15 protein-coding genes are annotated in these 15,019 nt (G+C 55.7%); 6 read left to right on the plus strand and 9 right to left on the minus strand.

Annotated features, from left to right (window positions below):
- Window positions 1-149 precede the first annotated feature (149 nt).
- Both ABNH10_RS07010 and ABNH10_RS07015 read left to right on the plus strand, forming a co-directional pair.
- Complete coding sequence (locus tag ABNH10_RS07010) at window positions 150-968, plus strand: zinc-binding dehydrogenase (protein ID WP_349385257.1); 819 nt, start codon at window positions 150-152, stop codon at window positions 966-968.
- Window positions 965-1,180, plus strand: coding sequence for a zinc-binding dehydrogenase (locus tag ABNH10_RS07015; RefSeq protein WP_349385258.1), 216 nt, complete (start codon window positions 965-967; stop codon window positions 1,178-1,180). Before ABNH10_RS07010 ends, ABNH10_RS07015 begins: the two co-directional genes overlap by 4 nt.
- A gap of 11 nt (window positions 1,181-1,191) precedes the next feature.
- Here the strand turns inward: ABNH10_RS07015 and ABNH10_RS07020 are convergent, their stop codons facing one another.
- Window positions 1,192-1,521 carry a thioredoxin family protein gene (locus ABNH10_RS07020; protein ID WP_349385259.1) on the minus strand — a complete coding sequence of 110 codons (330 nt, stop codon included), beginning with the start codon at window positions 1,519-1,521 and terminating at the stop codon, window positions 1,192-1,194.
- Window positions 1,522-1,646: 125 nt separating this feature from the next.
- On the opposite strand from ABNH10_RS07020, the gene ABNH10_RS07025 reads away from it, so the two are divergent.
- Window positions 1,647-2,267: a crotonase/enoyl-CoA hydratase family protein gene (locus ABNH10_RS07025; protein WP_349385260.1), complete on the plus strand. Its 621-nt coding sequence runs from the start codon at window positions 1,647-1,649 to the stop codon at window positions 2,265-2,267.
- 901 nt (window positions 2,268-3,168) lie between these two features.
- Here ABNH10_RS07025 and ABNH10_RS07030 read toward each other — a convergent pair.
- The 3 genes from ABNH10_RS07030 to ABNH10_RS07040 all read right to left on the minus strand — a co-directional run bounded on the left by ABNH10_RS07030 (window position 3,169) and on the right by ABNH10_RS07040 (window position 5,763).
- A complete protein-coding gene (locus ABNH10_RS07030; protein ID WP_349385261.1) occupies window positions 3,169-3,318 on the minus strand; it encodes a hypothetical protein in 150 nt (49 codons plus the stop codon).
- Window positions 3,319-3,534: 216 nt separating this feature from the next.
- Entirely contained in the window at window positions 3,535-4,938 is a 1,404-nt protein-coding gene (locus tag ABNH10_RS07035; protein ID WP_349385262.1) for a DegQ family serine endoprotease, read from the minus strand.
- A gap of 153 nt (window positions 4,939-5,091) precedes the next feature.
- Window positions 5,092-5,763: a class I SAM-dependent methyltransferase gene (locus ABNH10_RS07040; RefSeq protein ID WP_349385263.1), complete on the minus strand. Its 672-nt coding sequence runs from the start codon at window positions 5,761-5,763 to the stop codon at window positions 5,092-5,094.
- Between the two features lie 64 nt (window positions 5,764-5,827).
- Between ABNH10_RS07040 and ABNH10_RS07045 the strand changes: the two genes are divergently transcribed.
- Entirely contained in the window at window positions 5,828-7,801 is a 1,974-nt protein-coding gene (locus tag ABNH10_RS07045) for a hypothetical protein (RefSeq protein ID WP_349385264.1), read from the plus strand.
- Here ABNH10_RS07045 and trmH read toward each other — a convergent pair.
- Window positions 7,764-8,456 carry a tRNA (guanosine(18)-2'-O)-methyltransferase TrmH gene (trmH, locus tag ABNH10_RS07050; protein ID WP_349385265.1) on the minus strand — a complete coding sequence of 231 codons (693 nt, stop codon included), beginning with the start codon at window positions 8,454-8,456 and terminating at the stop codon, window positions 7,764-7,766. The two genes, ABNH10_RS07045 and trmH, sit on opposite strands and share 38 nt — an antisense overlap.
- 202 nt (window positions 8,457-8,658) lie before the next feature.
- Here trmH and ABNH10_RS07055 point away from each other — a divergent pair, with 202 nt between their 5' ends.
- Window positions 8,659-9,867: a CaiB/BaiF CoA transferase family protein gene (locus tag ABNH10_RS07055; RefSeq protein WP_349385266.1), complete on the plus strand. Its 1,209-nt coding sequence runs from the start codon at window positions 8,659-8,661 to the stop codon at window positions 9,865-9,867.
- 279 nt (window positions 9,868-10,146) lie between these two features.
- Here ABNH10_RS07055 and ABNH10_RS07060 read toward each other — a convergent pair whose 3' ends face one another.
- Both ABNH10_RS07060 and ABNH10_RS07065 read right to left on the minus strand, forming a co-directional pair.
- Window positions 10,147-10,620 (minus strand): group III truncated hemoglobin, encoded by a 474-nt coding sequence (locus tag ABNH10_RS07060; RefSeq protein ID WP_349385267.1) that lies wholly within the window; start codon window positions 10,618-10,620, stop codon window positions 10,147-10,149.
- A gap of 49 nt (window positions 10,621-10,669) precedes the next feature.
- Window positions 10,670-10,987, minus strand: coding sequence for an Mpo1-like protein (locus ABNH10_RS07065; RefSeq protein WP_349385268.1), 318 nt, complete (start codon window positions 10,985-10,987; stop codon window positions 10,670-10,672).
- A gap of 287 nt (window positions 10,988-11,274) precedes the next feature.
- Here ABNH10_RS07065 and ABNH10_RS07070 point away from each other — a divergent pair, with 287 nt between their 5' ends.
- Window positions 11,275-12,507: a serine hydrolase domain-containing protein gene (locus ABNH10_RS07070; RefSeq protein ID WP_349385269.1), complete on the plus strand. Its 1,233-nt coding sequence runs from the start codon at window positions 11,275-11,277 to the stop codon at window positions 12,505-12,507.
- Between the two features lie 242 nt (window positions 12,508-12,749).
- Here the strand turns inward: ABNH10_RS07070 and ABNH10_RS07075 are convergent, their stop codons facing one another.
- Together ABNH10_RS07075 and ABNH10_RS07080 are read right to left on the minus strand one after the other, a co-directional pair.
- Entirely contained in the window at window positions 12,750-14,318 is a 1,569-nt protein-coding gene (locus ABNH10_RS07075; protein ID WP_349385270.1) for a BCCT family transporter, read from the minus strand.
- A gap of 584 nt (window positions 14,319-14,902) precedes the next feature.
- On the minus strand, window positions 14,903-15,019 hold a 117-nt coding region (locus ABNH10_RS07080; RefSeq protein WP_349384762.1), incomplete at its 5' end, for a transposase.

Here is a 15,019-nt window from a genome sequence, read left to right on the forward strand (position 1 = left end):
GAAAAAGAAAAGGGCGCCCAAAGAGCAGCCAGTGCGATACGAAAAGTAAAACTTTACAGACCTGCGCCTAGGTGAGAGTTCCTGTTACGCGGTGCATTGAGGCCTATTCAGCGACCACGCATACTGCCTGTTTCACTGTTGGAAATCACATGCCCACCGTAACAGTCTGGGAAACTCCCAAAGCAGGCAGCCTCACCAGGCTGAGACAAAAGCAAACACCGCTCCCGCCGCTTCTGGCCGGGCAGCTGCGCATACAAGTCCACGCGGTGGGGCTGAATTTTGCCGATATTTTCGCCCTCACCGGCCTGTATTCCGCAACGCCACAGGGCGCGTTCACCCCGGGGCTGGAATTTGCTGGCACGGTCATCGATGCCGGGGCTCATGGCAACTCTGCTAACCGTCGCTTTAGCGTGGGCGACCGGGTAATGGGCGTTACCCGCTTTGGCGGTTATTGCTCGGTGATTGATAGCGAACCGGATTATTTGATGCCCTTGCCTCGCCACTGGGACTTCGCCCAAGGCGCCGCCTTCCCGGCCCAGACACTCACCGCCTGGTATGCCTTGACCACCCTGGGCAACCTCCAGCCAGGCCAACGCGTTCTGATTCACAGCGCCGCCGGCGGGGTCGGTTTGCAGAGCATGAAACTGGCAATCCTGCTGGGCGCCAACCCCGTGGGAACGGTAGGCAGCTCCGACAAAGCCGCGATGCTGCAGGAAATGGGTTTTGAGAATGTACTGGTACGCCAATCGGATTTTGCCCGTCAACTCACCGAAACCGGTCACCGATTCGAGCTGATACTCGACGCCATCGGCGGCACCGTGCAACAGGCCAGCTTTGCAGCCCTCAACCCCATGGGCCGCCTGGTGGTTTTCGGCGCCGCGGAATTCCCCCCACCGGCAACCGCCCCAATTATCTCAAAGCCGCCTGGCGTTACCTGCGCCGCCCCCGCTATGACGTCATGGATATGATCAGCAGCAACCGCTCGGTGATGGCTTTTAACCTGATCTGGCTATGGGAACAAAAAGCCGTCATGCAGGCCTTGCTGGAAGAACTGCAAGCCATTGACCTGCCACCACCACACGTGGGTCACCGCTTCGCTTTCAATGATGCCCATGCCGCATTAGCGCTACTGCAGTCAGGTCAGTCCGTGGGTAAAGTGGTGCTTGAAGTCCCGCAATAACGCATACGCGATTACCCCGGAAAGGCCGACAAGAAAAGTTGACGAACCTGATCAGCACTACCGGGCCGCACCACCCGGTTTATTTCCTCACCATCTCGAAGCAATATTAGAGTTGGCCATAGCTTCACACGGAAACTGCGTCCTAGGGGTCTGCCTGGCCCGTCCGCTATCTTTTCATGCTCGAGTTCCGGATGCTCTGCAAACACCGCTTCGATATCCGGCTGAGCGGCAATGCAGTGCCCACACCAATTGGCGCCAAATTCGATCACCCGCAGACCGGCACTCTGATCCAACTGCTCGCGGGTCATGCTCTCATCTTCGTACTCACGTACATACGCCATCACTGTCTCCAACAACCTCGCCCTGCTACCGGCAGACATACCGGCAAGTCTTATGCTTAGATATTTCTAACCGTAGAGAACCCCACTGTAATGATTCCCCTGTTCCAGACAACCAAGGTGACCCAGTGAGCGATTCCGTTTTAACCAAACAACGCGACAGCATTTATATCATCACCCTGAACCGCCCGGACAAACGCAACGCCGTCGACCGGCCCACCGCCGACGCGCTGCGTGCTGCCTTCGACCACTTCGAGCAGGACCCGACTTTGCATGTGGCCATTCTCCATGGCGCTGGCGGTAATTTCTGCGCCGGGGCCGACCTGTCTGCCATGGGCGACCCGGCACTGCGCAATGAGGTGGAAGCCACCGGTACTGGCCCCGGCCCCAAGGGCCCGTCGCGCATGCTGTTAAGCAAACCGGTAATCGCCGCCGTATCCGGCTTTGCGGTAGCAGGAGGGCTGGAACTGGCACTGTTTTGTGATCTGCGCGTAATGGAATACACCGCCACCTTCGGCGTATTTTGCCGGCGCTGGGGTGTGCCTCTGATTGATGGCGGCACCCTCTGCCTACCCCGCCTGCACCGCTTGATCGACCATAGCCGCGCCATGGACATGATTCTCACCGGCCGCCCGGTGAACGCGGAAGAAGCTCTGCAGATCGGCTATCCGCCTACCAACAATGGGACAAGGAGCAGGAAACCGCCCTGCGTGACGAAGGCGCCGGGGGGGGGTCGCGGTAGTGTTTGAAGAAACCCTGGCCGGCGCGGGATCGCTTCGCACAAGGCGCAGGCCGCCATGGAACCTTTGAAGAAAACGACACATAAAGCGTCTTAAAGTAGGTCGTATTAGCCTGAAAGGCGTAATCCGACATTCAACAGCGCTGCCTGAAAAGCTAGCTGCCGGCTTACAGCTACGCCTAAGCTGACCTACGCAACTGCACCCGTGCCTTCTCAGATATCTTGTACATATGGCGTGCAGCCAGAATACCCAGCGTGATGCCTGTCAGCAGGCCCTTGTCTGCGTCCCACGTCAGCCTCAGGTCAGCGGCCTAGAGACATATATATTTCCGATCATGCCAAGCACTTTTTCCTATTTACGCCCTTTTTTTATACCTAATAGAATAAGAAAAAAGGCAGCCGCCAAGTGAAAAACAAAGACCCACCCGAAACCAATATTTTGACCTACCTCATAAGTATAGTCAGACATAAACCTTTGATTAAAGGGCCCTTCAGGTTCACCCAAGTAATAAAAACCCTGAACCATAATTAGCGCTGCGAGAACGAAATGTATTATTTTTCCCAACATATTATTCTTCATCCACCATAGCCAGGACCTTTAGCTAATTTCATCATCTCTTTCTTACCTGCAGCCTCGCTGAAATTAGGTAACAAAAATTGAATTCAACATGAAAGGCTCGCACTTCTATCAACCATACTGGACTAGCCATACGGATCGTCAGCCAACCTATATAACAACTACTACCAAGACCTAAATGGCCAATCAAACTTATAGGGTTATTTACCATCCAACTGATGGACACACCCGATTATTCGGCCGTAAATGTATGGATTTTCCGTATTTATAATTAATATCCTCATTTTCTCCTCCCCCCTACATGAATCGTAAAAGCAATAACATGCAACAGAAACTACATCCACCACATCAATTTAAAAATAAAAATCAATGAATTATATACACCCGATTCCGGTTCAAAAAATAAAAAATCGCCCAATCCCACAGCGATGCCAGTGATTGCTGTCACCATTGCAATTTCCCCCGAAAGAGGAATGCTTTTCATCGCGCCAGTCCTTATTTCTATTTTTTATAGTCTCTCGAATTCAACCATCATAAAACCCTGCCACGCATCTTCCTCGCGTACTGTGAAATAAGTAGCAATGGCTGATTGTCGGCTTACGGCTACGCCTAAGTCGACCTACATAACAGCAGAATCGGCGCCCACAAAAAAGCCGGCAAACAATGCCGGCTTTTTTGTTACAGCGTGATGATTAGTCGATCAACGCACCACCACGAAGAACACACCGCCGTTGCGGTTAACCCGCAACAACAGGGCCGCGTTCTTGTCGCCCACGGCCTTGCGCAACTCGTCCATGGTTGCCACGTCCTGGCGGTTCACGTTGATGATCACGTCACCGTTGCGTAGCCCGGCGCGCCAGGCCGGGGAGCCACGCTCTACGTTGTCGACCAGTACGCCGGCGTCGGCATGTTGCAGCTCGCCCTTGCGCAGGTCGCGCAAGTTGGCGCCTTCCAGGAATTTGGAGACGGCTTCACCGCCGGCGGTTTCCCGTGATGACTCGCTGATCACGGCGGTGACGTCTTTTTTCTTGCCCTCACGCAGGATGCTCAGCTCGACCTTCTCACCCACCGGGGCCATACCCACCTTGTTACGCAGGTCGGCCGCGCGATTGACCGGACGGCCATCCACAGCGGTCACCACATCACCGCTTTTCAGGCCGGCTTTCTCTGCCGCACTGTCTTCTACCACCTGGGTAATCACCACACCGCGCTGACGCTCTACTCCGAAGGCTTCCGCCAGTTCAGCGGTAAGGTCCTGGATGGTGACGCCGAGCATGCCACGGCGCACTTCACCGTGTTCGATGAGCTGCTGCATCACGTTCTCGGCCATTTCCGTGGGGATGGCGAAACCGATGCCCACATTGCCGCCGGCCGGCGCCAGAATGGCCGTGTTGATACCGACCAGCTCACCGCGCAGGTTGACCAGTGCGCCACCGGAGTTGCCCGGGTTAATCGACGCATCGGTCTGGATAAAGCTTTCATAACCTTCAATGCCTAGTCCGGTACGCCCCAGTGCGGACACGATCCCGCTGGTGACGGTCTGGCCAAGCCCGAAGGGATTGCCGATGGCAACAACGAAGTCACCGACTCGCAGGCCAGTGGAATCGGCAATGGCAATCTGAGTGAGACGCTCCGCGTCCTCCAGTTTCAGCACCGCCAAGTCCACCTCCTCATCCACACCCACCAGCTCTGCCGACAACTCTCGTCCATCGGTGAGGGTGACTTCGATGTTGTCGGCATTTTTGACCACGTGGGCGTTGGTCAGCACATAGCCTTCAGCAGCATCCACAATCACCCCGGAACCTGCACTGGCGGCACGGCGCTCAGAGGGCCGCTGACGTTCCGGCATGTTGAAGAAGCGACGAAAAAACGGGTCGTCCATCAACGGATTGCGGGCCGTTCGCACCCGGGTTTCAATGGCGATATTCACCACCGCCGGTGAGGTTTTTTCCAGCATGGGCGCCAACGAAGGGAGGGCATCACCCTCGGCAGTGACGGCAGGCAAGGCGGCATGAATCGGGGAAAAGGCAACGCATAACAACGCGAACATCCAAACAGCAGAAAAGCTCGGTTTCTTTTTCGTAGACAACGTTTGTTCAAACAACGGTTGTTCCTCCTGTTTCAAGGAAAGCATCATCGGTAAAAGGGATGATGCGCTAAGAGTCCAGTACCGGGTTGGCGCCCGGAAATGCCCGGCCCTTGAAGACGGGTAGCCGGGATTGGGCGTCACCCACTTTTTTCTGACCAGAACAAGCGGCTACGGTTCCGAAGCAAACAGGCGAACGTGGTTGTACTCCCCCGACTCCCCCAGATCCGGCCAGGTGCAAGACTCCCATTCCCCCAGCAAACGGTAACCCGGCGGGTTCAGGTCTGGCACCCGGGAATCCGCCAGCAGCACAGCACTGACTGCCTGGAACTGAGCCAGTAACGGCAGGTTGTCGCGGTCATAGAGAATATCCGCTGCGGTGACCAGATCCGCCTCTTCCAGGGCGGAGTCCAGATCATTGCTCAACACCACATTAACGCCGTTTTCCCGGGCATTCATGGCCGTGGCAGTCAGAGCATCCTTATCCAGATCACAGGCAATTACCTTACGCGCGCCCGCCATGGCCGCGGCGATGGCAACCACCCCGGACCCCGGCCCGACATCGACCACACAGCGGCCAGCGACAAGCTCGGGAGTTTCCAGCAGGTGCCGCGCCAGCACCTGCCCGGAGGCCCAGCAGAACGACCAATACGGCGGTTCTTCCATGATCGCATTGACGATTTCCGGGGGCAGCGCCTGCTCAGGGAACAGCTCATCGAGCAACCACAAGCGCAGGGCCGGGGTTTGCGGCAATGCCTGGCACGACAGTGACACCGCCGGTAATACCCGGTGGAGCCGTTCATGCAGGGCGTTGAGGCCTACTTTTTCCTGTTCTGTTGTCATACTCTAGGGCCTTAAGGAACTTCTAAGTTTTTGCCTATCCGAATTCGTCGAAGAGAATAACAAAATGACCGACAAACAGGGATGGATCGGTTTGATTGCGCTGTTTCTCTGCGTGAGCAACCCCCTCCAGGCACGGAAAGTATGGACAGATGGCGTACCCGATGCCTATTTCAAGCGGTTCGTGGAGTTCTACAAGGCGGACCCCAGTGCCATGGGGCTCTGGGCCACCGGATTGGCCCGTATTTCCACCGAACAGCTGGACCACACCCTCAAGGCGCTGGATACCACCCAATTTACTTATCTGTACCCCATGGAAATCAAGGGGTACGAGCTGGCACGCCATAATGGCATTGCCACTGACCAGTTATCACTAATGGCCGTGCGGGCCGGCAAGCTGATTCCGATTCCTTTCCAGATAGACGAATTCGACAAGACCGGGCTGATCTGGATCGACGGTGAAAACGACAGCAAGCCAGAAGGCGAGCCCGGCATTTTCGACGATTTCGATGAACTGGTTTTCATGTTCCGTGATGGTGGCTGGGACCGCTTCGATCCGGCAAAGCACAGCCTGTCTGAAGGGCAGATGCTGGAAGAAATCCGTCTCGACTCACCTCGCAACAAACCCCGCTATCTGTATTTGGTGCGCAACAACAGCGAACGTTCACGGGCGGATTATGTGGAGGTGAATCTGGACGAAGGCTGGATCCAGACTACCCTGATGCGCATGGAGTATGAACCCAAAGACTTCACCCAAATTCGGTCCATGGCGCCACGGCTTGGGCCCCACAAGGACGAAAATGTCTTTGATAATATTTATGTGAATATCAGTACCGGTATTCTCAACCAGAACTTGCGTGTGGATCTGGATACCCGCAAGAACATCAAGGCAACACCTCTGGCTGTGCGCGATGGCGCAGTGCGCGCCTCCATGCTGGTCAAGGCGCGGGTCTGGTACGCCTACCTGCCCACCTTCTTCAGCCAGAAATTTCAGGTGGACTTCTATGAACAGTCAGTGACGATTCCTTCCCGGTTCGCCATTGGCAGCATGAAAGTACTGAAGTTTTTCCTCATGTTCCTGCGCGAACCGCGGATTCACTTTGCTATTGATTTTCAAAACCTGGATAGCGCACGAGTCACGTTTGATTCAGTCTATGGTGACAAGCAATACGGTATTGTAGACGGCACCATGAGCGATTTCGAAACTCGCATGAATGCCACCCGCCTGCCCGGAGACTGGCTACACCTGGATTCCAATCAGGGCTGGGAAATGTTCTTCAGTAACCACATGCCCGTCGTGCCCAACGGACTGTTCGATGCCTTCCTGGATGGCGTAACCATGAACATGTTCTACGAGGATGATGCCAACAGCACCACCCAGTATGAACACGATCCAGGCGCGACCCCACGGCTGGGTTTCCAGAGCGAAGGCATTCCCGATACGGTGATTGACCTGATGGGGGCGATTCCCAAACTGGATTTCCAGAACATGGATAGTCTGGGCGAGGCCATCGTAGCGTTAGCGGATGCAGAGAACGATGGCGCGTTCAAGAAATATGACGAAGTGGCCAACAAAAAGTTGGCTGAGTTAAAAGCCGACGGCCGCATCAATACGGTTAACGAACTGGCCGATGCCTTTATTGCTGACCTAAACCGAATGAATTTTTCCGGTATTCCCCGCGATACCTTTAATCAGATTGTGCATCAAGCCATTGTCGACACCACCCCAGCGGTGGATCAGATTCACCACGGCAAGGTGCTAGCCAGAATGATCACTTTGTCCAGCGAACAGGGCATCGATATTCGCCGCCTGCGCTACGCCACCATGGACAATACCCTGTGGTTCCCTGCCTGGGTGGGCGAAGGCGGCGCCAGTGATTTTCAGTGGCAGGTCAGCCACGCCCCTACAGCAACTCCGCTGGGGCCGGTTGCGGGGCCAAGCAGCAAGCCTGCAAGTCCACCGGGGCCACCCGAGGCGTCATCTGCAGCGGCAGCCCCCGTCACTACGACTTCGTCTGAGTCTTCTGCAACAGCGCCGTAAGCGCGGCGCTGTCTTTCACCTGCCCCTCTTCATCCAGCTCCGGATACGGCACGCCATGGGCATCGCACAAGCGGGCAATACGGGCATAGCCCCAGCGGAACAACAGCTCATGATAGCGCTCCGCTGCCACCCGAGGCTGGTCATAAAAGCCCTTGGCACGGCGCTGCTCGCAGGCCTCGGAAAGAATGATCGCCGCCGCCACACTCACGTTAAATGACTCCACCATACCCATCATGGGAATGGTTACATTCTGATCCACCGCGCTGGCCACCTCATCGCTGACGCCAAACTTTTCAGTCCCCAACAGCAGTGCAGTGGGACGGGTGTAATCTACCTGCCGATACTCAATAGCGTCATCCGACAGGTGTGCCGCCAGCACCTGTACCCCCTGCCCCTGCAATTCACGGATCACGTCGGTGCTTTCATCCCGTTTGTGCACCTGCACCCAACGCTGGGAACCCATGGCCGTCCCTGCAGCCATGCGGGCACGATTCTTGGGCAGCACCGCATGTACATCAAGAATGCCCACCGCGTCGCAGGTGCGCACAATGGCGGCGATATTATGGGGTTTGTGAACACCGTCCATAATGACAGTCAAATCAGGCTGGCGGCGGTCCAGGGTATCGCAAATGCGACGGTAACGTTCCGGGGTCATGGGTTTTCCTTAGAGCCTATTCAGATCACTACACCGCTTCGCCGGCCGTCTTCATTCAGTAAAGAGACCGCTCGCTTATGAGTGCGATTATGTGGGGTCGCTATTCTACATGAACAAGCGCAATCGCGGGCGGCCCGACTGCCACTGACGCGCCGAATCCTATAGTCTTGTGCGCTAAAAAATTCACTTATCGGAGGCCCTAATGTCTGACACTCCATCCCGCCGCCTGCCTTTAGACGGCGTGCGCGTTATCGAACTGGGACAATTGCTGGCCGGGCCCTTTACCGGCACTCTGCTGGCTTACTTCGGCGCCGATGTGGTGAAAGTGGAGCCGCCCGGTGGTGACCCGATTCGCGGCTGGCGCAAACTGGACGAGAATGGCACCTCGTTCTGGTGGCGCAGCCTGGGGCGCAACAAGAAGTCGGTGACCCTGGATTTGAAAACCGACCAGGGCAAAGCACTGGCCCGTCGATTGATGGTGGGCGCCGATGTAGTGATCGAAAACTTCCGCCCCGGCACCATGGAAAACTGGGGATTGGGCCCGGACAGTTTTGCCACCGATAACCCCGGGTTAATCTATACCCGTATTTCCGGCTACGGACAGACCGGCCCCTACGCCAACAAACCCGGCTACGCCTCGGTGTGCGAAGGCATCGGAGGGCTGCGCTATGTGAATGGTTTCCCCGGCGAGCGCCCGGTGCGCCCCAACCTGTCGCTGGGTGACACCATTGCCGGTCTGCACGCAGCCCTTGGCATCCTGCTCGCCCTGTTCGAGCGCCAAAACAGTGCGCGTGGCCAAGTCGTGGACATCGCACTGTACGAATCCGTGTTCAACCTACTGGAAGGCGTGATTCCCGAATTCGATGGAGCCGGCGTGATTCGTGAACCCGCAGGTTCCACGGTCACAGGCATTGTGCCCACTAACACCTACCGCTGTGCCGATCGCAAATTCGTGGTGATTGGTGGCAATGGCGATTCTATTTTCAAGCGTCTGATGGCCGCTGCGGGCCGGCCAGATATGGCCGAAGACCCAGCCATGGCCGACAATGCCGGCCGCGTTGAGCATGAAGAGGCCATTGATGCAGCCTTGGACAGCTGGTGTCGCAGCCTGCCCAGCGACGACATTCTCACCATCCTCGCCGAGGCCCGAGTGCCTTCCGGCCCCATCTATTCTGTAGCCGACATGATGGAGGATCCTCACTTTCAAGCCCGCGGCCTGTTTCAGCAGGTAGAGATCAACGGTAAGCCCTTAAAAGTTCCGGCAATCACCCCCCGATTAGCTGACACCCCCGGCAAAACCCGTTGGCCAGGCGGAGAGGTGGGCAGCCATAACCACAGCGTACTCCGTGATGAACTAGGCCTAAGCGACGCGGAATTTGCTGAGCTACAGGCCCAGGGAATCATTGGCTAAATTGTTGCTGTACGGCAGGCGAAATTGACAAAAAAATGATTCCAGGAGTAAAACAAAGGTTCATCGCGGGTTGCGGCAAATGATGCTCACTCTCTGCGCAACACACAGAAACTGCTTCACGACAGTAAACGGGGCACCGTCATGAGCCAAATTCTCTGGATTGGGATGTTCATTGTGGCAGCAGGATTGCTGGGGGCTGGCGTGTATTTTCATTTGCGTCGAGAGGCGCTGGGTTCAGATCCAATCTTGATTACCAGCTGCTACCTGAGTGGTGCGAGCTTACTCGTGGGTAACTTGATCATTCCCCTGTTCTAGGGAGCCGCTGGCCCGGCGGGCACTGAGCTGGCTATAGAGATTATTCATGACGCGCTGGGCAATCAAGCCAGCACGATCAGTCATCGGCCCGGCAAAGTGGCCGTCCAGGTTCGCCATAAAATGCCCCAGCCACCGTTCGTGATGCTCCCCGGTCAGCGGCTCGCGATCATCCAGCGCCCGATGCTTGGCCATCATGTGCCGCTGATAACCCTGTTCACCGAGTAGCATTTTGTACCAGTACTGGCAAATGATCGGCAGGTGCTGTTGCAGGTCGATACCCGCCACCGCCAAAAACATCGGCGCCATGACTGGATCATTCAGCAAGCGCTGATAAAACCCATGAACCATGGCATCAATATTTTCCCGACAATCCAGATCCGGCAGCTCACTATCCTTGGCCAACGGTTCACCGGGCCGAAAATACCCAACCGCCGTCATCCCGCTTTCCTCGGGGCAGTTTGCGGCCTGTTGCCTGTGGTGCCTGCCACTACCACTCAATCCGCCCGGTGAGAATATCTTTGAACATGACGAAATCACCCGCAAGGCTGTACCAAGGGTGCTTGAACGTGGCTGGGCGGTTTTTTTCAAAAACGTAATGTCCCACCCAGGCAAAGCCATAGCCCACTATCGGTAACAGCAATAGCCCCCACAGGTTGCCGGTAATGAGCACACCGGCCAGCACACCGAACAGCCCCAAGGTGCCGAAAAAGTGCAGCCGGCGACAGGTAGGGTTGCCATGCTCCTGCAGGTAATAGGGATAAAACTCCGCAAAGCTCTGGAAATCGGATTGCTTGATGGTCTCCATGGGGCCTCCTGTTAAGGGCTTTTGTTCTGATAGGGTATCGCGCCACAGCGAGGACGCGCATCGTTGTAGCCAACAGCTGCGTAATAAACATTACGTTTCATTGTAACGCAGTGGACAGGTTTCAACGGGTCAATTTATTGTGATTAAACGCCAAACAGATGGCGCAGGCAGCCATTGCAGTGCCCCGGCGATCATGGACAATGTCGTACTTTCACAATAAACATAGCGTCGACCTCTACTATCGCCGCCTGCAGACTCCTTTTGCGACCCTTTTTTGCGAGACAACTATGGCTCTTCGCCCGCGTGTACGCCGCTTGATCAGTAAGCATGGCAACCCTATTCCCCGCAGCCTTGATGAACTAACCCTGCACGGTGATGAAGCGCCACTGAGCAAAACGGGCATGGGCTCCGAACAGGTTGAGGCTATCTGGCGTGCCACCCGCAAACTGTATCGCAGCGGCATGAGCCCGGCGATCAGCCTGTGCCTGCGTCGCCACGGCGAGCTCATGCTTAATCGCAGCATCGGCTATGCAGACCCACAGGCGCATCGCATCATGACACCGGATACTCCCGTGTGCCTGTTCTCTGCCTCCAAGGTGGTTAGCGCTATGCTGCTGCACCATCTAGTAGAACAGGGCCAGATCAGTCTGGATGATAAGGTAACCCGCTATCTGCCCGCCTACGGCCAGAACGGCAAGGGCCGGACAACCCTGCGCCATCTGCTTACCCATCAAGCCGGCATTCCACGCCCCCAAGAGCCGCTGGAAACAGACATCCTCTACCGGCCGCAGGAAATAATCGACATTCTCTGTGCCGCCAAGCCCAGCGGCCTCAATACGCAGGCTTACCATGCCATTACCGCAGGCTTCATTCTTGGCGCCGTGGTTGAAGCGGTAACCGGTGAATCCCTGAATGCCACCCTGGACCGGGTCATCCGCCAACCCATGGGAATGAAATACTTTACCTTCGGCAAGACCGGCGAAGAACGTGCGGTAGATGTATCCACTGGGGTGCCGTTGAAACTGGTCGATCTGTTTCTCAATTATGCTGTGGGCGGCAGCATTGATGAAGTGGTGGAGGTCACCAACGATGATCGTTTCCAAGAGGTGATCGTGCCCGCAGGCAACCTCTACGCCACCGCAGAAGAGGCCAGCCGTTTTTTCCAGATGTTGCTCAACAATGGCCGCTATGGTGACCAACAGATCTTCCAGCCAGAAACCGTTGCCCGTGCACTGGAGCCTGCCTACCACCGCCCTCGCTTCGACCGCACCCTGATGCTGCCGCTGAATTTCTCCAGCGGCTTCATGCTCGGCAACCGGGGCATGAGCATGTTCGGGCCCGGTGCCCCGAAAGCATTCGGGCATTTGGGTTTTATCAGCATCTACTGTTGGGCCGATCCACAACGCGATCTAAGCGGCGCCCTGCTGACCACCGGCAAAGGGATAATCGGTCCCCACTTGCCCGCCCTGCTCGGCTTACAGCACACCATCAACCGGCATACTCGGCTGCGCCGAGCCTGACACAGCACGCCCCATGCTGTTTTTACCGTCGCGCGTGCTGCGTGGAGCAGAGCGCGCTTTTATTCCACTACGGGCATATCCTGCTGATTCTGGAAATACAGGCCTCCACACTGTGCACCTACTTTCCATACGATCACCCAACGCCGTTTGAAAAAACGGCCGGTTGATACCAGGTTGCAGCCGCTAAACGGCATAAAAATGCCCGCATAACGCGGGCATTTTTATCAATCACAGAATGTTGATCAAGCCAGTTTCAGACGCTTACGTTCTGCCGATAAGGCCATAAACAGGCTCACGCACATAAACAACAATACAATGGTAAACGGCAGGCCCGTAGTGACCGCACCGGATTGCAGAGCCTTGAGCGCTTCTTTACCGCCACCGTACAGCAACACGCCAGCGATCACCCCTTCCATTACAGCCCAGAAAATACGCTGAGGAACCGGGGCATCGAGCTTGCCGCCAGCGGTAATTGAATCAATCACCAGAGACCCCGAATCAGACGAAGTCACGAAGAACACTAGCACCAGCGCAATGCCCAAAAAGGAAATAATCCCCGTCCACGGCAAGTGAGCCAGCATCTGGAACATGGCCAGAGAAGCATCACCTACCCCATTCGCCAATTCACCCACGCCATTGATGGATTGCTCCAGCCCAGTGGCACCGAACGCGGTCATCCAGATAATGGTAATCACTGTGGGCACCAGCAACACTGCCACAATGAATTCTCGCACGGTACGGCCTTTGGAAATACGCGCAATAAACATCCCCACAAACGGCGACCAGGAAATCCACCATGCCCAGTAGAAGACGGTCCAGCCGTGCATCCATTCCCCGTCTTCACGGCCAAACCAAGTACTCAGAGGAATAATATTACTGATGTAATCCACCGCCGTGGTGCCGAAACCCGTGAGAATCAACGCAGTGGGACCCGCGATAATCACAAACAACAACAGGAAAACGGCCAGGCTCATGTTGATATTACTGAGCACTTTCACGCCACCATCCAAGCCACGGATCACCGATAGCACCGCAACAGCGGTCACACCGACAATGATGCCGATCTGTACGTTAATGGCGTTGGGCGTATCAAACAGGAAGTGCAAGCCACCGGAAGCCTGTTGAGCACCCAGCCCCAGTGACGTGGCCAGACCAAAAATCGTCGCCAGCACAGCAAGAGTATCGATAATATGCCCCGGCCAGCCCCAGCAGCGCTCACCCAGCAAGGGGTAAAAAGCCGATCGGATGGTCAGCGGCATCCCTTTATTGTAGGAGAAAAAGGCCAGTGACAACGCGACTACAGCATAAATCGCCCAAGGGTGCAGGCCCCAATGGTACATGGTAGCGCCCATCGCCATATGCCGGGCCTCTTCCGAGCCGGCGGCCACCGCCAACGGCGTGCCGTACCACTGCCCATTAAGGTAGGCCACCGGTTCCGCCACGCTCCAGAACATCAGGCCAATGCCCATCCCTGCTGCGAACAACATGGCAAACCAGGACAGGGTAGAGAATTCCGGACTGGCATTTTGCCCACCGAGGCGAATTTTTCCCAACGGCAATACCGCCAACATCACGCAGAATAAAACAAAGACGTTACCGCTCACCATGAATAACCAGTCAAAGTGCTCAATAACCCAGCCTTTGGAGCCATTTAGCAAAGCGTTGGCTTGTTCAGGGAAAATTAACGTGCCAATCACAAAAGTAAGAATCAATACTGCACTAATAAAGAAAACAGGGTTGTGCAGATCCATTCCCATGACCTGCACGTTATCTTGGCCGACGTCATAGTCGGTCTCGTAATTAATTTTCATTTAAGCTCCGTATTCCGTCTTGCTTCGAGAGGCAGATTACCTGCCTTGCAGCCAGTCGGTTCGGACGATGCGAGGGAACCGGGTTGCGTTCCTCTATAGCCTCACAGCCCGACATCATCTGAACGCGAAGCGACCCTGAGGGTCGCAGCTTTATCAGATCGTCAAAAATATAAACCCGCGGTAACCCTCTGAACAGAGACGCTAACAATGAAGCCACATGCGGCCCCAATGACACTTGGCGTCACCAATATCGGTGTTTTCATCAGTCTCTCCCTTCCTGGTCGTTTTTAAACAGACTAGATAGTGGTCGACCAATGTCAAATGCCTCTCTGTGGCTATGCACCGGCACGCACAAAAAAGGCTGTTAGACATGGTCAGGGGGTGGCGGGAAACAAGGTCCAGCCAAAGATGGGACAGTCAGCCCAGAGAGGAAAGGTTACACGTAGGTGGTTTCAGTAATCGTGACACTGGGTCGTCGTTCCTTTCGCCACAAAAGAGCGCGAATGGTACCACACTGCGCAAGCACCCGCTTTTAGCACCCGCATCCGGTGGCGCCAGTCGTATCTGCACCCAAAAAAAAAGGTTCATCGCGGAATTCCGGGAAAAGCGGCTTTGATCTTCATGAAGAAGTAGTCGTTATCCCGGAAGCCGTACGCCATCCTCTTGATGACCTTGATCCTGTTGTTCATTCCTTCAAGCAC

It is taken from the genome of Alcanivorax sp. (assembly GCF_040119285.1).
GTDB lineage: Bacteria > Pseudomonadota > Gammaproteobacteria > Pseudomonadales > Alcanivoracaceae > Alcanivorax.